Genomic DNA, 18,050 nt, shown 5'->3' with positions numbered 1-18,050 from the left:
TATGAAAAGAAAAGACCCGGGTATTGCTGCCCGTCCCTCTACATATACTATAGCGCCGCTGTTTCTGCAAGATGTCAAGTGAATTTTCTTGAAAGATGATGAAACAATAGTTGCAAACGTTTTTTAGCTGTGGTAAATTATTTAAAGTATCCATATCGAAAGCATCTAAGATCATATGAATGTTTAAAAGTAGATGTTTTGTGCAAGTGAGGAGGGAAACAAATGGCACGTAAATGCGTTATCACAGGTAAAAAAACAACAGCTGGGAATAACCGTTCTCACGCAATGAACGCTTCTAAGCGCACTTGGGGCGCGAATCTTCAAAAGGTTCGTATCCTTGTGAACGGAAAACCTAAAAAAGTATATGTATCTGCTCGAGCTTTGAAATCCGGTAAAGTTGAGCGTGTATAACAAAATGAACGCCTGCCCCGATATGTGGCAGGCGTTTTTATGTGGTGAAAGAGGGCTTTGAACCCCTGGGCATTAATCTTTTCTAAATGAGCCCAGCATCGCCCGGACAATTCCTCCTAAAAACTTCGGCAATTTAATGGTGTAAAATTTCATTTTTGTCCCCTCCTATAACGTCCCGTAACCGCCTGTTCATTGATTTCAGCAAATGAATGAAAGCACATGCTAATCCGTGCTTCTTATCATTATTAATATGCCTTTTGTAAACGAAAAAGTACCTCGTGAATGAATGAGTTCGTTACTAATACATAGTGTTGAACCGAGCGTAATATGACACTTATTTAGCGGATATTTAAAACCGTCCAGGGTCAGCTCATGTATTTCTTCGGAAAACGGTATGAAGGAGATATATCGCTTGTTTTCATCCTTCTCAATATCATATTCACCGGGAGGGAACATTTGAATATGATTTTGTTTGTCTATCAGCCTAATTTTTATATTTGTTTTTACACCTCTGTACAGAAGCTGGATGTTTCCTAAAAAATGATCAGCTCTGCCGCCTGTAATGCCGAAAATCTGAATGATATCCGGCTGCTTTTCCAGCGCCCAGTCAAGGGCGAGGTCTAAATCTGTTTGATCTTTTTCTGCTTGATACACATGGAGTGCGGGAGCGGCTTTTTCAATTCGGCGGCGTTCTTGCTCTGTTATGCTGTCAAAATCTCCAAAGGCTTCATCAGGAATGATCCCGGCATCTAAAAGAGTGACCGTGCCTTTGTCGACACCGATCCAGAGGATGTGTTCAGCCGTATAGCCGGTTAGATCGGGAATGAGATCTTTAGGGCCTCCCGCAACGATATTGATTGTTTTCATCACTGATTCCTTTCTCTGCATACAGGAAAAAGAGCTTAGGCTCAGTATGCCCAGCTCTTTTTTGATTTGCTTATTTGCTTCCTCTGATTTCAGAAATCGCTTTTTTGCGGTCAGGCTGGCCATAAACAGCTGAGCCGGCAACGAGTAAATTTGCGCCCGCTTCAATGACTAGCGGAGCGGTTTCTTTGTTGACGCCGCCGTCTACTTCAATTAACAGATCTTTTTTTCCTCTTTCATCGGCCATTCGCTTAACCTCTTTTATTTTAGGAAGGACTGAATGAATAAATTTCTGCCCGCCAAATCCCGGGTTCACCGTCATTAAAAGAACAAGATCAAGATCGTCAAAAACATGCTCGATGACTTGAACAGGCGTATGCGGGTTCAGAACAACACCGGCCTTCACGCCATGCTCTTTAATGAGCTGGATGGTGCGGTGCAGGTGTGGACATGCCTCAGCATGCACAGACAGGATATCTGCGCCCGCTTTCGCGAAATCCGTGATATAACGATCCGGCTCCTCTATCATTAAATGAACATCAAGCGGCAGATCTGTTACCGGCCGGACAGCTTCTACAATCAGCGGACCGATCGTGATATTCGGGACAAAATGGCCGTCCATGACATCAATATGAATACAATCGGCTCCGCCCTTTTCTACATCTTTAATCTCATTGCCTAAAGCGGCAAAATCAGCGGAAAGAATAGATGGTGCAACCTTTATCATTATGCTAATACCTCGGCTTTCTGTCTTTAATCTCCGTCATAAATTCAACATAATGGTTATAGCGGTACTGCTTTAATTCCCCGTCTTCAACAGCTTGTTTCACCGCACATTTCGGCTCTTTTAAATGCAGACAGCCTCTAAATTTGCATGAAGAGCTTTTTTCTCTAATATCAGGGAAGGTATAGCCCAGCTCTTCTTCCTCAATGTCTGTGAATTCAAGCGAACTGAATCCCGGAGTATCCGCAACCAAGCCTCCGGACGTGTGAATCAGCTCCACGTGACGGGTTGTGTGTTTCCCGCGGCCCAAATGCTCGGAAATCTCGTTTGTTCTCAAACCGAGCTCCGGACTGATCGCGTTGAGAAGCGAGGATTTTCCAACACCGGACTGACCGGCAAACACCGTTGTTTTGTCCTGAAAATGCGGGATGATGTCCGCTAAACTGTCTTGGTCCTTAGAGGAGGTGAGATACACGTCATAACCAATTTTCCGGTAGTCCTGTGCATAGGCTTGAATCGCATCTTGTGTATCTTGATCTTCAATCAGATCCATTTTTGTAATGCATATAATCGGCTGAATATCATTGGCCTCAACAAGAACCAAGAAGCGGTCGAGCAATGCCGTGCTGAAAGAAGGCTGAACCGCTGAGAATACAAGGACCGCTTGATCAACGTTGCAAATTGGCGGCCTGATAAGCTCATTGGTTCTTTCTTTAATTTCTAACAGATATCCCTCTTTATCATTTTCAGCCTGATACACAACGTAATCGCCGACGAGAGGGGTAATTTTGTTCTTTCTGAAAATGCCTCTTCCTCTGCATTGTATCAATTTATCTGAATCCTCTGATTCATCCAGTACATAGTAAAAGCCGCTTAGCGCCTTAATAATTTTGCCCTCAGGCATATTTTCCCTCCTTGTTATTCATCTTTTGGATACTCAATGGTTTTGTAGCTGACGACTTTATTGTTTACCATCACTTGATAATACCCTTTTTGGCCGGGTTCAATCTTTAGTTCGATCGTCCGTTCAGTCGGCTCTTTTATCTTAAATTCTTCATAAGTGTCAGAGATGCTGCGATCCGCATCGTCAATCGCGATTTGCACTTCAAGCTCGTCACCTTCATTTTCTGGCTCGTAGGGGATCTTGACCTTTTCTTTCACTGTTTTCGCAGGTTTTTTCTCAGGTCCGAGAGAGAATGTCACTTCAACTTCGTTTCCCGGCTTTACTGCCGTTCCTGCTGCTGGTTTTTGTTTAACAACCTGTCCTTCTGGAACGTCATCCGAGTATGCTTCTTTTTCTATCAGCTTCAGCCCGTTGTCTTCCAGATATCCAGACGTTGCTTCTTTACTGTAAGTTTTCAAGTCTCTAAGCGTAATGTCTTCGGGTCCGATACTGACTGTGAGCTTGACTTGATCTTCACTCGGCACAAGCTCAGTCCCTGCTGACGGATTCTGGTCAATGACAGTACCCGCGTTTTTCTCGTCATTCACTTCATTCACCGTTACATGTTTAAACCCCTGGTCCTTTAACGCTTTTTTTGCCTGATCGACCGGTTGGCCTGTCACATCACCGATCTCCGTTTTTGCTTTTCCGGTGCTCTTATAAAGCGTGACCGTTGCTCCTTCTTTGACTGTGGAATCCGCTTTAGGATCCGTTTTTACCATCAGGCCCTCGTCAATTTTCTCATCCGAGATTTCCAAAACCTCAGAATCAACCTGCAAACCTTCTTTTTCCAAAAGGCCTGCCGCCTTTTCGTATTCCATTCCGGAGACATCAGGTATTTTGACATCTTTAGGCATAAAAAGCGATGGGAAAACAGTGACAGCGAGAATTCCAGCCGTGATGAAAACGATGCATATCGTGAGCAATACCCACGGCCACTTTTTTCTTTTGCCGTTTTTCTTTGTTTTATTCTCTTGGACGGATGTCGATTCAGCTTCTTTTTCGCCAGCAGCTTTAGCGAGCTCTTCATCTTTAATGATAGGAATCGCTTTTGTCATTTCTTCATCTTCTTGAATGGTAAATCTCTTTTCATTGAGTCTGTCGGCGTCAAAAGCTGTTTGTATGTCTGCTTCCATGTCTTCAGCCGTTTCGTAGCGATGAAAAGGATCTTTGGCAGTTGCCTTTAGTATGATGTTTTCAACGCTTTGGGGTACTGACGGATTCCACCTTCTCGCCGAAGGAGTTTCCGCCTGAAGATGCTTTAAGGCGATGCTGACTGCCGATTCTCCATCAAACGGGATACGGCCGGTTAAAAGCTCAAATAAAACGATTCCAAGCGCATAAATATCCGATTTTTTTGTCGCCAAACCGCCCCGCGCCTGTTCAGGTGATAAGTAATGGACTGAGCCCAGGACAGAATTGGTATGGGTGATTGTGGTCGAACTCAGTGCCGTCGCAATTCCGAAATCCGTCACTTTGATATTTCCCATGTGGTCAATCAAAATGTTATGCGGCTTAATGTCTCTGTGAACAATCTGATTTTGATGGGCATGAGCAATAGCTGAGACAATTTGCTCCATGATGTTCAGCGCTTCTTTAGGGTGAAGCGGCCCGTTTGCTGTTATGTATTCTTTGAGCGTCATGCCCTCAACGTATTCCATGACAATATAATAAATATCGCCTTCCTCGCCCAAATCGTAAATGCTGACAATATTCGGGTGATCAAGGCTTGATGCGGATTGGGCTTCTCTGCGGAAACGCCTGATAAACTCATTGTCATTCGCATAGTCAAACCGAAGGATTTTGATTGCGACTTCACGGTCTAGAATGATATCCTCAGCTAAATACACGTTGGCCATTCCCCCACCGCCTATAACGCGGAGAATTTGGTAACGCCCGCTGATCCGCTTGCCGATTAGCACTGATCTTCACCCTCTTCAACATGTAAAGCAAGCTCAAGCAAAACTGCTGTAATGTTGTCTTCCCCGCCATTCTGATTGGCTTTGTCCACAAGCAGGTTTACTTTTTCCTGAGGAGCTGAATCGCTTTGCAGGATGTCTTTTAATTCAGTGCCTTCCACTTTATTCGTCAGTCCGTCAGAACATAGAAGCAGTTTGTCCCCGGCTTCAATGTCAAAGGAACGTGTATCAATGCTGACTGACTGGTCTGTTCCAAGTGCCTTCGTCAACACATTTTTTCGCGGATGATGTTCGGCGTCTTCTCTGGAGATCTCTCCAGTGCGAACCAGTTCATTTACAAGCGAATGATCTTCTGTCACTTGAATGAAATCATCGTCCTGGAGCAAATAGCATCTGCTGTCACCTATATGGGCAACAGAAACCGTTTTCCCTGTAAAAAGCGCACATACAATCGTCGTCCCCATACCTTGGCATTCTTCGTGGGCCTGGGCGTGATCGTATATTTTGCTGTTTACCGCAAGAATCTGTTCAATAAGCCACTCTTCACATTCCGAGGGCGCAACTGGAATCGTTTCTGCCTCATTCCATTTTTCCCCCATGGCTTTCACAGCCATCTTGCTTGCAACATCTCCAGCAAGATGGCCGCCCATGCCATCAGCGACAACCGCTAATACAAATTCATCTTTCCCCTTGAATATTCCCGCATCATCTTCATTATGCTGGCGGATTTTCCCTGTATCTGTTTTTAAGGCTGTTAACAACCCTCATCACCTCGTCTCGTCTTGACGCTCCTTCGCGCGAAGCTGACCGCAGGCTGCGTCAATGTCATGTCCTTGCTCTCTTCGGATTGTGACATTTACTCCGCGGGATTTCAGCGTTTTCTCAAAAGCAAAAATCTGATCACGTGGTGTACGCACATAGTCCCGTTCAGGCACGTAGTTTACCGGAATCAAGTTTACGTGGCATTTGACTCCTTCCAGCAAGTCGGCAAGTTCTTCAGCGTGCTCGACCTGGTCGTTTACGCCCCCGAACAGCCCGTATTCAAAGCTGATACGGCGTCCCGTTTTATTAATATAATATTTAACGGCTTCCATTAAATCAGGCAGTTTATAGGCTCTGTTAATCGGCATCAAACGGCTTCTGATTTCTGTATTCGGCGCGTGCAGAGAAATTGCAAAGTTAATCTGCATTTTCTGATCAGCGAATTCGTAAATTTTCGGGATGATGCCGCTTGTAGAAACCGTAATATGACGAGCACCAATATTCAGGCCCTTGTCATGGTTAATGATTTTCAAGAAAGCAAGCATTTCATTAAAGTTATCAAAAGGTTCACCAATTCCCATAATCACCACAGAGCTGACACGTTCATCCGTTTCATCCAGAGCCTTTTGAACTTTGAGTACTTGAGCGACAATTTCACCCGCTTCAAGGTTTCGTTTCAAACCTCCGAGTGTTGACGCGCAAAACGTACAGCCAATACGGCAGCCGACTTGTGTCGTTACACATACAGAATTGCCATACTCGTGTCTCATTAAAACGGTTTCGATTGTATAACCGTCATGCAGCTCGAACAAAAACTTCATCGTACCGTCTTGAGAGGTTTGTTTAACAGCCGTTTTCAGCGTCGTCATCTCAAAATGAGCGCTTAATTTCTCACGCAGATCCTTTGACAAGTTTGTCATTTCTTCAAAAGAAGACACGCGTTTTTCATATAGCCATTCAAAGATCTGTGCCGCGCGGAACGGTTTCTCTCCGTTGTCTGTCAGCCATTGTTTGATTTCATCTAATTCAAAAGAATAAATAGACGGGCGCTCTGTCCGCAATTCTTTTCTTACTTTTGTTTTTTTTAGTTCTGCCATTACTTATCCCTTCTTTCTCATGCTGCAAATAAAGAAACCATCTGTTCCGAAATAATGAGGAAGGATTTGCACCCTTCCATCCCGAACAAAGGGTCTCGCCTTTTCGGGCAGCCGCTTTTCAAGAGACAAATCGGGTTCAAAATCAGGATGTTCTTGTATAAACGCATGTATTACTTCTTCATTTTCTGTCCGGTCCATTGTACACGTACTGTAGACAAGAGTGCCACCTTTTTTTACTAATGGTGCGATTTCCCTCAAGATCGACAGCTGGATTTCAGCAAGCCGCGCGCTGTCATCAGGTTTTTTCGTGTATTTCATGTCCGGCTTTCTTCGGATGACACCAAAACCTGAACACGGGGCATCGACCAATATCCGGTCAAACTGTCCATTTTCAAACGTTTCGCCTGCTTTTCTCGCATCCATCGTTTTCGCGTCAATGATTGTAAGGCCAAGCCTATCTGCAGCTTCTTTGATCAGCTTCACTTTATGCTTGTGAAGATCAAGTGATGTAACGCTTCCCTTGTTCTCCATCAATTCTCCGATATGAGCCGACTTTCCTCCAGGCGCGGCACACGCGTCAAGCACCGTTTCACCGGGCTTAGGATCAAGGGCGCGGGCGACGAGCATGGAGCTCTCATCCTGAATGGAAACTTCACCGTTTTGGAAGAAATGAGTTCCAGCGATTGATCCCTTTAAGAGCTTCACAGCGTCTTCAGCCAGATCGCCTTTTTCAACTTCGATTCCCTCAGCAGCCATTTGATTAAGCAAATCCGATCTGTCTGTTTTCATTTGATTGACCCGCAGTGTCTGCTTCGGCGGAATGAGGTGGATGCGGCAAATCTTTTCAGCCGCATCAAATCCATATGCATCCGCCCACTCTTTCACAAGCCATTCCGGATGGCTTGTCTCTGTCGCCAGCCGGCGGACAGGATCTTCGATAGCGTCAAAGGATGGAACACCTTCGCGCTGAATGGAACGAAGCACGCCGTTGACAAATGATGCAATGCCTTTGTGTCCGCGGATTTTAGCTATCTCGACCGCTTCATGGATAGCCGCCCTCTCTGGAATCTTCTCCAAATACTCCATTTGATACAAGGATAGGCGAAGAAGCTGAATCACCCACGGCTTTACTTTTTGAGGCTTATTAATAAACGGTTTGAGCATATAATCGAGCGCGATCTTGTTTTGCAATGTACCGTAGACAAGTTCAGTCAAAAGCCCTCTGTCCTGATCACTCAGCTCATTTGATTTAATGACCGATTTCAGTAGCAGGTTGCTGTATGCCTGGTTTTGTTCTAGTTTGACCAGCGCCTCTAGGGCGATATCACGAACACTATTTTTTTTCATTGTTTACTCCTAACCTATCACCGGCTTCAACATGAGCACCGCGCACAAAGTCCTCGCCTTTCATGCGTTTTTTGCCGGCCGGCTGAAGTTCGGTTAATAACAGGGCCGTATCGTTACCTGTGGCTACTATAATCCCTTCCTTTTCAACCGAAACGACTGTGCCGGGCTCAGCTTTTGTTTGTGCGGGTATTTTTTTCGACGCCCACACTTTCAAGTTTTGTCCATTAAGAGTCGTATAGGCAACAGGCCAAGGGTTTAAGCCGCGGACTTGGTTGTAAAGCTCTTCACCTGTTCTAGACCAATCGATCAGCTCTTGCTCTCTTTTGATGTTAGGCGCGTATGTCGCTTTCTCTTCATCCTGCTTTTCAGGTGATATGCTGCCGGCAATGACGTTTGGAACTGTTTCAGACAATAGCTTCGCGCCAGCTACGCTTAATTTATCGTGCAGCGTTCCGACATTATCGGTTTCTTCAATGTCCACTTCCACTTTTGAGATCATATCGCCGGCATCCAATTTTTCTACCATATACATAATGGTAACACCGGTTTTTTTCTTTCCCTGCAGAATGGAATAATGGATCGGAGCCCCCCCGCGCAGTTCCGGTAAAAGTGACGCGTGAACGTTAATGCAGCCGTATTTCGGGCTGTCGAGAAGCTCCTTAGGCAAAATTTGTCCGAATGCTGCCGTTACAATAAGGTCTGGCTTTAAAGCCAGCACTTTCTCAATTTCTTCTTTCAATCTGACTTTTTCCGGCTGAAGAACCGGGATGCCGTGACGCAATGCCTCTTCCTTTACCGGAGGAGGTGTCAGCACTTTTTTTCTGCCCTTCGGACGGTCCGGCTGTGTGACGACCCCCACTACTTCATAACCATCCTCTATCAGGGTTCTTAAAACAGGAACTGAAAAATCCGGCGTCCCCATAAATACGATCCTCGTCATCAAATCATCCTTCCATATCCGCTAGTTCATCTTCTGTATAGTATTTGCTTATTTTAGATGTAAACAGCACACCGTCTAAGTGGTCCATTTCGTGCTGCACGGCTCTCGCTAAAAAACCTCGCGCTTCCAGAATGAACGGTTTTCCCTGACGGTTAAGCGCACGCACTTTGACATAATCGGCACGTGTGACATCACCATAGACGCCAGGAAAGCTCAGGCATCCTTCAATTCCGGTTTGCTCACCGCTTTTTTCTAAAATCTCGGGATTAACGAGATCAATTCTCCCGCTGTCATCTCCGATATCTACGACAGCCACTCTTTTTAAAATGCCGATCTGCGGCGCTGCCAGTCCGACTCCATCCATTTCAAGCATGGTGTCGTACATATCATCAAGCAGCTTTTTTACCTTTTTATCAAAAACAGTCACGGTTTCCGCAGGTGTTTCCAACACCTCCGCAGGATGTGTGACAACCTTTTTTACTGCCAATTTGTTACCCTCCAAGACGTGAGATCTTACATCATCATATAAGGATTCATATCAATTGAAATCATTACATGCTTTTGTTCAATTTCGCGTTTATAATGTTCCAGTATCTTCTTCAACAAAGCGGATAACTGGGTTTCCTGTTTGTATTTTATCACGCATTGGTAGCGATATCTATCTTTGATCCTGGCTATCGGCGACGCGCTTGGCCCGAGAATTTTCGTGTCAGCTCCGCAGTTTGCTTTCAAAAAGTGAGCGATTTTTTCAGCAGTAACAGCTGCTTTCGCCGCTTCCTCATGAGAAACAGTCACAAGAGCCAAAAAGTAATAGGGCGGATAGGCTTGCTCTCTCCTGTGCGCCATTTCGTGCTGATAGAACGTTTCATAATCGTGCGTCTTCGTCAGCTGGATGCTGTAATGGGACGGTGTGTACGTTTGAATGATGACATGGCCGGGCTTTTCATGCCTGCCTGCCCGGCCGCTGACTTGCGTTAACAGCTGAAATGTTTTTTCGGCCGATCTGAAATCAGGAATATGAAGTGTGGTATCGGCACTTAACACTCCGACAAGTGTGACATTCGGAAAATCAAGCCCTTTTGCGATCATTTGCGTTCCGAGAAGAATATCCGCTTTTCCTTCTCCGAAAGCTGACAATAATTTTTCATGGGCGCCTTTCCGCGATGTCGTGTCAACATCCATCCGAATCACTCTCGCATTTGGCAGAACTTTTGTCAGCTCTTCCTCCACCCGCTGTGTTCCCGTTCCGAAAAAACGAATATGCTCGCTTGTGCATTCGGGACAAGTATGCGGAACAGGCTCCTCATGTCCGCAATAATGGCATTTCAGCCTTTGGCCGTAACGATGATACGTCATGGAAATGTCGCAGTGCGGGCATTGCGGGACATATCCGCAATCCCTGCACATCACAAAGGAAGAATAGCCCCTTTTATTTAAAAACAGCACGGCCTGCTCACCCTTGGCAATCGTTTCTTCAAGCTTTTCCATCAATTCAACTGAAAACATCGAGCGATTCCCGTTTCGGAGCTCCTCTCTCATATCGACAAGGGAAACCTCAGGCATCACCTGGCGGTTAACGCGATGCTTCAGCGAAAGAAGCTCGTACACACCCTTTTGCGCCCGTGCATATGACTCTAATGTTGGGGTAGCACTGCCTAACACAACAGGACAGCTGTGATGCTCAGCCCGCTTGATTGCCACCTCTTTCGCATGATAGCGCGGCATTTCTTCTTGTTTATAAGAGGATTCATGCTCTTCATCGATGATAATCATGCCGAGATTTTCAAATGGAGCAAAAATAGCTGATCTGGCGCCGACGACAAGCCGCACTTCCTTCCGGTGGATTTTGCGCCACTCGTCATATTTTTCCCCTGTGGATAATCCGCTGTGCATGACTGCAACCTGAGAGCCGAAACGGCCCTTGAAGCGATTGACCATCTGCGGCGTCAGCGAGATTTCCGGTACGAGGACGATGGCTTCTTTTCCTTTCGCCAGTACTTTTTCAATCGATTGCAGATAAATTTCTGTTTTTCCGCTTCCTGTCACGCCGTGAAGAAGGAACACTTTATGCTCATCGTTGTCCAAGGTCTGACGTATTGGCTCAAAGGCAGCGCTCTGTTCGTCTGTCAGCGGGAGCGGTTCTGTTTTTTTGAACATTTTGTCCTGATAGGGATCTCTGTAAACCTCTTCATAGCTTTCCTTCAAAAGCCCCTTTTGGATCAGGGTTTTGATGGTCGCAGAGCTCGCATCCGTTTTGTTGCACAATTCCGCCGCAGGGATTTTCACCCCTTCCGGCTCAGCGATGAAAAAGTGAAGAATTGCCTGCTGCTTTGCTGCTTGGCGGGATAATCCCTCAGCCTGCTTGGCAAGCTCTTCTTTACTCGCATTTGCCTGAATGTGCCTGACCATTTTTTTATTGGCTTTTTGCGCGACTTTATACGTCACGTCAATGCTGCCTTTTTGAACATGCTTTTGAATCATTTTCAGCGTATCGTGATCGGGTATATCCGAATACAGCAGAGTCTTTGTTTCAGAAAACAGCCGTTCCACTTGAGGCGGAAGATCGGCGCCGTCTGCGATTTTTAATTCTTTTTCATATTTCGCCTTTAATGCAGCAGGCAGCATCGCTTGAAGCGCCGTTATTTTAAAAGACAGCGTTTTGTCGGACAGCCATGATGACAGATTCATAAGCTCCTCTGTCAAAACAGGTGTAAGATCTAATAAATCCTCTACTTTCTTGACAGACTTCCCCGAGAGATCAGATGCTTCTTTGACAGCTGTCACAAATCCTTGAATTTTACGGGGGCCAAACGGAACAATGACCCGCATGCCCGTTTTGATCATGCCCTTGAGATGGTCTGGGATTTTGTAATCAAAAGGCCTGTCTATATTTTTGGTGCTGACATCAACGATGACTTCGGCAAAATTCATGGGCGCTCTCCGGTTTGTGTTAAGAGGGCTGCGATCTCCTGAAGGATTTCAAAAGAAACATCGAGCTTAGACATCATCGGCAGCTCGCGTTTGCGCCCGTCTTTGAAGAAGATTGTCACGATATTCGTATCAGCACCAAAACCGGCCCCATTTGCTTTTACATCATTTGCCACAATCATATCAAGATTTTTGGCGGCGAGCTTTTTACGGGCATAGTGTTCAACGTCTTGTGTTTCAGCGGCAAATCCGACCAATAGCTGCTCCTGCTTTTTCTCGCCCAATTCTTTCAAAATATCAACCGTTCTTTTTAATTCAAGGGTCATCCCGCCGTCTTGTTTTTTCATTTTATGGTCAAACACTGTTTTCGGCGTAAAATCGGCTACTGCAGCTGTTTTGATGACAATATCGCTTGCGTCATACACAGAGAGCACCGCTTCGCGCATATCCGCAGCCGATTGAACAGGGATAAACTGAGAAAGGCCTTTCGGCAGATCCAGCGAAACAGGGCCAGAGATTAAGGTTACCTGTGCGCCGAGCTGGACAGCAGCCTCCGCTAATGCATATCCCATTTTGCCCGTTGATTTATTGGTGAAAAATCGGACAGGATCAACCGCTTCCCTTGTCGGACCAGCTGTAATGACCACACGTTTGCCCTCCAAAGGAGCGACTTTTTCGTCAGCAAAATGCTTTTCGGCTAGCTTCACGATATTTTCAGGCTCTTCCAATCTGCCTTTTCCTACATAACCGCATGCTAAATAGCCCTCGCTCGGCTCAATAAAACGAAAACCATCCTGATAAAGAACAGAAATATTTCGTTTGACTGCCGGGTGGTCGTACATGTGAACGTTCATCGCCGGCGCGATCCAAACGGGAGCCGTTGCTGCTAACAATGTTGTCGTCAGCATATCATCAGCAATGCCGTTTGCCAGTTTTCCAATCACATTAGCCGTAGCCGGCGCCACGATAACCAAGTCGGCCCAGTCTGCGGCATCAATATGAGATATGACGCTTGGATTTTGTTCTTTAAATGTATCTGTATAGACTTCATGGCGGCTCAATGCCTGAAATGTCAGCGGTGAGACGAACCGACATGCTGATTCAGTCATAATCACTTTGACATTTGCTCCTGCCTGAACCAGCTTGCTCGTTAACGCACAGGCTTTATAAACAGCGATGCCTCCGCTCACGCAAAGTAACACATTTCGATTATTAAGCAATGACTTCTCCCCCTCTGCACTTTACAAAAACCGCACGGAAAAAAATAACAACCTACATGATATAGGTTGCTACTTGTGCTACTATTCGCGGTCTTCCTTTTCAAACGAAAGCAGGCCTGCATCAATTTCTTCTAAAGCTTTGCCTACATATTTGTGTGAAATCGTATGTTCAATCATTTGGTCTTTTTTGATTTGCATTTCTCGGGCACGTCTCGCGGAAACAGTCACGAGCGTGTATTTCGAATCTAATTTATTCATTAAAGAATCAATTGACGGATCTAACATTGGTTATTCAACCTCCAGCATTTTCTTATATCTTGGCGCAACGCGCTCGCGCTTCAAATGTTCAGCGAGAACGATTGCTTTGATTTTATCGCAAGCCGTTTCGACATTATCGTTTTCAACAACATAATCATAAGCATCCATCATTTCGATCTCAGCTTTTGCGGCTTTCATTCGATTTTCAATCAGAGCGTCTGTTTCCGTTCCTCTTGTCACGATTCTGTTCTTCAGTTCAGAAAGGCTTGGAGGCGCAAGGAAAATAAACAGGCCTTCCGGGAAAGCATTTCTCACTTGAAGAGCGCCTTGAACTTCGATTTCTAAAAAGACGTCTTTTCCTTCTTGAAGCGTCTGTTCAACATAATCGACAGGCGTGCCGTAATAATTGCCGACATACTCTGCCCATTCAAGCAGCTTGTTGTCTGCAATCATTTGCTCGAATTCATCTCTCGTTTTGAAAAAATAATCGACTCCGTTCACTTCGCCCTCTCGCGGACTTCTTGTGGTTACTGAAATCGAATATTCAAATTTTGTGTCTTCCTGCGAAAAAATCGCTTGCCGAACCGTTCCTTTACCAACTCCTGAGGGACCTGAGAGAACGATTAATAACCCTCTTTCTTTCATGCGGCAATTATCCCTGCCCTTCATCCATAATTTCTTCTTTAACAGAAAGTCTGTGTGCAACTGTCTCAGGCTGGACGGCAGATAAGATAATGTGATCACTATCCATGACGACAACTGCACGGGTTCTTCGCCCGTATGTAGCGTCAATTAGCATTCCGCGGTCTCTTGCATCCTGGATCATTCGTTTGATTGGCGCAGACTCCGGGCTGACAATCGAAATCATCCGATTGGCGGAGATAATATTGCCAAATCCGATATTAATCAGTTTAATCGTCATCTTCTACGTTCCCCCTGTAAAATAGACGTCTCTAGTTTAGCCTAGTAAGACCGTCTGTAAACAATACGCACAGTCACTATTCTATATTTTGCACTTGTTCTTTTATTTTTTCAATAGAACTTTTCATTTCGACGACAAGCTTTGTGATCTGATGATCATTTGCTTTTGAGCCGATTGTATTTGCTTCCCGATTCAGCTCCTGAACGAGAAAGTCGAGTTTGCGCCCGACAGCTCCGCCTCCAGCTAATATATCACGAAACTGGGCGAAGTGGCTCTTCAGCCTGGTAATCTCTTCAGTGATATCAGAGCGGTCTGCAAAAATAGCGCATTCTGTTACAAGCCGGCTCTCGTCTAACACGTCTTCAGTCCATTCTTTTATTCTGGCGTACAGCCGTTCCCGGTAACGAGATACGACATCCGCTGCCAGCAATTCAGTCTCTTTCACCAGCTCTTCAAGCTGATCAATGTGCAGCAGGCAGTCTTTTGCTAAAAGCAGCCCCTCTTTTTCACGCATTTCACAGAGCCCTTTTACCGCTTCCTCTGCAGCAGCGGTGATTAACGCCTCCAGCTTGTCATTTTGCGTCTGTTCTTCATGAATCTGAACTACATGGTCAAGCTTGAAGAAATCCATTACATCAGGCTCTGCAGACAATTGATACCGCTTCTTCATATCTCTCGCAGCTGCGACAAACTCATCGAGCAGCGGCCAATCAATTTCAAGCCTTTTCTCAACAAGCATATCGCTGTCAACGGATACGAAAAGTTCAATTCTTCCGCGATGGATATGCTGCAGAATGGTCTGTTTCAGCTTATCTTCAAAATATAGCAAAGGCCTTGGCAAACGAGCGTTCACTTCTTTAAATCTGTAGTTCACAGATTTAAGTTCAACGCTTACAGAGAGATCATCTTGTGTTTTGCTTGCACTGCCGAAGCCTGTCATACTTCGTATCATTTTAAAACACCCAATTCTTCCCTGTTCTATAATAAAAGGGCAATAGACATGCTATTACCCCTAAGATTATATCATATGAATTTATTTTTTTCTTGTCAAAAGTGACCCAGCCAGCAAAAAAGTAGGAATGGCGGACATGCCGATGACGAGCATCCAGTCTCCCGGCGTAATGGCAACTGTATGGAAAATCGGCTGAAGCGGCGGATAGTAGATCACGACCAGCATCAGCAAAATTGATGACAATACTGCGCCGATTAAGTACAGATTTTCAAACGGATTTCTGGAAAAAACAGAGGTCTCGCTGCGACAGTCAAAAACGTGAATAAGCTGAGCCAGAACCAATGTGGCAAACGCGATCGTCTGGGCATAAGCCAAATTCTCCGGATTCCGGTGATACACAATGATAAACGCTAAAATGGTGGCAGCTCCGATCAAAAATCCTCTGGAGACGACCTTCCATCCAAGCTTGCGGGCAAACACTCCTTCTTTCGGATGACGCGGCTTCCGCTTCATCACATCTCCTTCCGGCTGATCCATGCCGAGCGCCATTGCCGGCAATCCGTCGGTCACCAAGTTGACCCACAAAATCTGAATCGGCACGAGCGGCAAAGGAAGGGCAAGCAGCATCGCAAACAGCATGACAAGAATTTCTCCGACGTTAGAAGCCAACAGGTACCTGATAAACTTTCTGATATTTTCATAGATGTTTCTGCCCTCTTTTATCGCTGATTTGATCGTCGCAAAATTATCATCCACGAGAACAAGGGATGACGCTTCTTTGGCCACATCTGTCCCGGTAATGCCCATAGAGACTCCAATGTCAGCCTGTTTAATGGCTGGGGCGTCATTGACGCCGTCTCCCGTCATCGCCACAATATGCCCGTTCTCCTGGTAGGCTTTAACGATTTTCAGTTTGTGCTCTGGAGAAACACGGGCAAATACATACACATCCTCCACTACATGAGAAAGCTCTTCTTGAGAAAGTTCATTCAGCATCTTGCCGTCCATGATTTTGCCGCTTTTCGGAAGGAGGCGCAAGTCTTTCGCTATCGCTTTAGCAGTCTCCACATGATCGCCTGTAATCATGACGGTCTTAATTCCCGCTTCACGGCATTCTTTAATCGCCTGTCTGACTTCCGGCCGCGGCGGATCGATAATGCCCGAAAGACCGAGCATCGTCAAATCTTTTTCCGCCTGCTCCATAGACGGTGTTTCACCTGCTTTTAGCGGCCTGTAGGCAACCGCTATCGTTCTGAGCGCCTGGGATGCCAACTGTCTTAATACCGCCTCTGTTTCTGCTTTTCTCTCATTTGAGAAAAGCGCCGCTGAGCCGTCATAAAAAATACGGGAAGAGCGCTGCATCAGCACATCCGGTGCACCTTTTGTAATGATATACCGCTTTCTGTCCTGATCCTCGACAATGACAGTCATCATTTTCCGTGCAGAATCAAACGGAAACTCTTCAATCATCCGGTAATGAGATTCAACAAACTCCTTTGAAAAACCGCCTTTTCTTGCCGCGGTGAGCAGCGCTCCCTCCGTTGGATCTCCGTCAAGCACATATTCGCCATCTCTTCTCTCAATATTGGAGTTGTTACAAAGCGCTCCGAACAGCAGCATCTGCTGAAGCGGCGGATGCTCATTCACACTGATCTCTTTTTCGTTCAGTGTGAAGCTTCCTTTCGGCTCATAGCCGGCCCCGGTTACTCTCCATGTTTTTCCACCGGACCAGACATGTGTCACCGTCATTTTGTTTTGCGTCATTGTCCCGGTTTTATCTGAACAAATGATAGACGCACACCCAAGCGTCTCAACCGCGGGAAGCTTTCGTACGATTGATTTTTGCTTAATCATCCGCTGTACGCCTAGCGACAGCGCCACTGTCACAATCGCCGGGAGCCCCTCTGGAATTGCGGCGACTGCTAACGACACACCCGCTAAAAACATGCTGTACAGATCGTGCCCCTGAATGACACCGACAGCAACGACAAGTACGGTCAAAAGCAAGGCAACAACAATTAAAATCTTCCCGAGCTGCTCAAGTCTTCTTTGCAGCGGGGTTGACAGTGTCCCTGCTGATTCAAGCATGTCGGCAATTTTCCCCATTGCCGTATTCATTCCTGTGCCGACAACGACCCCGACACCGCTGCCGCGGGTCACAATGGTTCCCATAAATGCCATATTCGTAATATCACCGAGGGAAACATCCGGTTTTTTCAATTTATCTGCATGCTTCACAACCGGGATTGATTCCCCGGTCAGCGCTGATTCTTCTATTTCAAGGCTTTTCGCTTCGACAATTCGAACGTCCGCGCCAATCCTGTCCCCGCTTGTAAATTTCACAATATCACCCGGCACAAGTTCCTTAGAAGGAATCTTTGTCCAGCTTCCTTCCCTGAGCGCCATGACATGCGGTGTTGAAAGCTCTTTTAAAGCCTGAAGAGATTGCTCAGCACGCCTTTCTTGAAAGAAACCGAGTATGCCATTCACCAACACAATCGCAATAATCGCAACCGCGTCTACATATTCACCAAGAAATCCTGAGATTAACGTTGCCGCCAGAAGCACAAGCACCATAAAATCTTTGAACTGCGCCAAAAACAAGAGAAGCGCTGATGTTTTTTTCCCTTCTTGCAGCTCGTTTGGTCCATGCTTGTCGAGGCGTTTTTTCACCTCTTTTTCTGTTAATCCTTGTTTCATGGACGTATTGGTTGCCTCTAGTAAATCTGTTTGTCCCATTTCATGAAACTTCATTCCGCTCGT

General features: G+C 45.8%; 18 protein-coding genes. 1 reads left to right on the top strand and 17 read right to left on the bottom strand.

What is annotated here, in order from left to right:
• The first annotated feature begins 222 nt into the window (after positions 1 to 222).
• Positions 223 to 411 carry a 50S ribosomal protein L28 gene (gene rpmB / locus M1M80_RS08730; protein WP_003221548.1) on the top strand — a complete coding sequence of 63 codons (189 nt, stop codon included), beginning with the start codon at positions 223 to 225 and terminating at the stop codon, positions 409 to 411.
• A gap of 72 nt (positions 412 to 483) precedes the next feature.
• Here the strand turns inward: rpmB and spoVM are convergent, their stop codons facing one another.
• From spoVM to M1M80_RS08645, 17 genes are all read right to left on the bottom strand, one after another.
• A complete protein-coding gene (gene spoVM / locus M1M80_RS08725) occupies positions 484 to 564 on the bottom strand; it encodes a stage V sporulation protein SpoVM (protein ID WP_003221545.1) in 81 nt (26 codons plus the stop codon).
• A 69-nt stretch (positions 565 to 633) separates the two neighbouring features.
• Positions 634 to 1,278, bottom strand: a complete 645-nt coding sequence (locus tag M1M80_RS08720; protein ID WP_003238606.1) for a thiamine diphosphokinase — start codon at positions 1,276 to 1,278, stop codon at positions 634 to 636.
• A gap of 70 nt (positions 1,279 to 1,348) precedes the next feature.
• Positions 1,349 to 2,002 carry a ribulose-phosphate 3-epimerase gene (gene rpe, locus M1M80_RS08715; RefSeq protein ID WP_060398613.1) on the bottom strand — a complete coding sequence of 218 codons (654 nt, stop codon included), beginning with the start codon at positions 2,000 to 2,002 and terminating at the stop codon, positions 1,349 to 1,351.
• A gap of 4 nt (positions 2,003 to 2,006) precedes the next feature.
• Positions 2,007 to 2,903 (bottom strand): ribosome small subunit-dependent GTPase A, encoded by an 897-nt coding sequence (rsgA, locus tag M1M80_RS08710; protein ID WP_060398612.1) that lies wholly within the window; start codon positions 2,901 to 2,903, stop codon positions 2,007 to 2,009.
• Between the two features lie 14 nt (positions 2,904 to 2,917).
• Entirely contained in the window at positions 2,918 to 4,864 is a 1,947-nt protein-coding gene (prkC, locus tag M1M80_RS08705) for a serine/threonine protein kinase PrkC (RefSeq protein ID WP_060398611.1), read from the bottom strand.
• The gene (gene prpC, locus M1M80_RS08700) at positions 4,858 to 5,622 is read right to left on the bottom strand and encodes a protein-serine/threonine phosphatase PrpC (RefSeq protein ID WP_003238611.1); all 765 of its coding nucleotides are present in this window, start codon (positions 5,620 to 5,622) and stop codon (positions 4,858 to 4,860) included. The genes prkC and prpC overlap by 7 nt, the downstream gene beginning before the upstream one ends.
• A 6-nt stretch (positions 5,623 to 5,628) precedes the next feature.
• Entirely contained in the window at positions 5,629 to 6,720 is a 1,092-nt protein-coding gene (gene rlmN / locus M1M80_RS08695) for a dual-specificity RNA methyltransferase RlmN (protein WP_003238612.1), read from the bottom strand.
• 3 nt (positions 6,721 to 6,723) lie between these two features.
• A complete protein-coding gene (rsmB, locus tag M1M80_RS08690; RefSeq protein ID WP_060398610.1) occupies positions 6,724 to 8,067 on the bottom strand; it encodes a 16S rRNA (cytosine(967)-C(5))-methyltransferase RsmB in 1,344 nt (447 codons plus the stop codon).
• Complete coding sequence (gene fmt, locus M1M80_RS08685) at positions 8,054 to 9,007, bottom strand: methionyl-tRNA formyltransferase (protein ID WP_060398609.1); 954 nt, start codon at positions 9,005 to 9,007, stop codon at positions 8,054 to 8,056. The genes rsmB and fmt overlap by 14 nt, the downstream gene beginning before the upstream one ends.
• A 4-nt stretch (positions 9,008 to 9,011) precedes the next feature.
• Positions 9,012 to 9,494: a peptide deformylase gene (gene def, locus M1M80_RS08680; RefSeq protein WP_060398608.1), complete on the bottom strand. Its 483-nt coding sequence runs from the start codon at positions 9,492 to 9,494 to the stop codon at positions 9,012 to 9,014.
• Between the two features lie 26 nt (positions 9,495 to 9,520).
• Positions 9,521 to 11,938, bottom strand: a complete 2,418-nt coding sequence (gene priA, locus M1M80_RS08675) for a primosomal protein N' (protein WP_060398607.1) — start codon at positions 11,936 to 11,938, stop codon at positions 9,521 to 9,523.
• A complete protein-coding gene (gene coaBC / locus M1M80_RS08670) occupies positions 11,935 to 13,155 on the bottom strand; it encodes a bifunctional phosphopantothenoylcysteine decarboxylase/phosphopantothenate--cysteine ligase CoaBC (protein WP_060398606.1) in 1,221 nt (406 codons plus the stop codon). Before coaBC ends, priA begins: the two co-directional genes overlap by 4 nt.
• An 81-nt stretch (positions 13,156 to 13,236) precedes the next feature.
• Positions 13,237 to 13,440, bottom strand: coding sequence for a DNA-directed RNA polymerase subunit omega (gene rpoZ, locus M1M80_RS08665; RefSeq protein ID WP_003221520.1), 204 nt, complete (start codon positions 13,438 to 13,440; stop codon positions 13,237 to 13,239).
• A gap of 3 nt (positions 13,441 to 13,443) precedes the next feature.
• A complete protein-coding gene (gene gmk / locus M1M80_RS08660) occupies positions 13,444 to 14,058 on the bottom strand; it encodes a guanylate kinase (protein ID WP_003238626.1) in 615 nt (204 codons plus the stop codon).
• A 7-nt stretch (positions 14,059 to 14,065) separates the two neighbouring features.
• Complete coding sequence (gene remA / locus M1M80_RS08655; protein WP_003154355.1) at positions 14,066 to 14,335, bottom strand: extracellular matrix/biofilm regulator RemA; 270 nt, start codon at positions 14,333 to 14,335, stop codon at positions 14,066 to 14,068.
• Between the two features lie 76 nt (positions 14,336 to 14,411).
• Positions 14,412 to 15,287, bottom strand: a complete 876-nt coding sequence (locus M1M80_RS08650) for a YicC/YloC family endoribonuclease (protein WP_019258365.1) — start codon at positions 15,285 to 15,287, stop codon at positions 14,412 to 14,414.
• Between the two features lie 81 nt (positions 15,288 to 15,368).
• On the bottom strand, positions 15,369 to 18,041 hold the full coding sequence (locus M1M80_RS08645; protein ID WP_060398605.1) for a calcium-translocating P-type ATPase, SERCA-type: 2,673 nt from the start codon (positions 18,039 to 18,041) through the stop codon (positions 15,369 to 15,371).
• Positions 18,042 to 18,050: the final 9 nt, after the last annotated feature.

It is taken from the genome of Bacillus inaquosorum (assembly GCF_023238325.1).
GTDB classification, from domain to species: domain Bacteria; phylum Bacillota; class Bacilli; order Bacillales; family Bacillaceae; genus Bacillus; species Bacillus inaquosorum.
The sequence above is the reverse complement of the archived record's forward strand: the minus strand, read 5'-3'. Positions and strand labels throughout refer to the sequence as shown.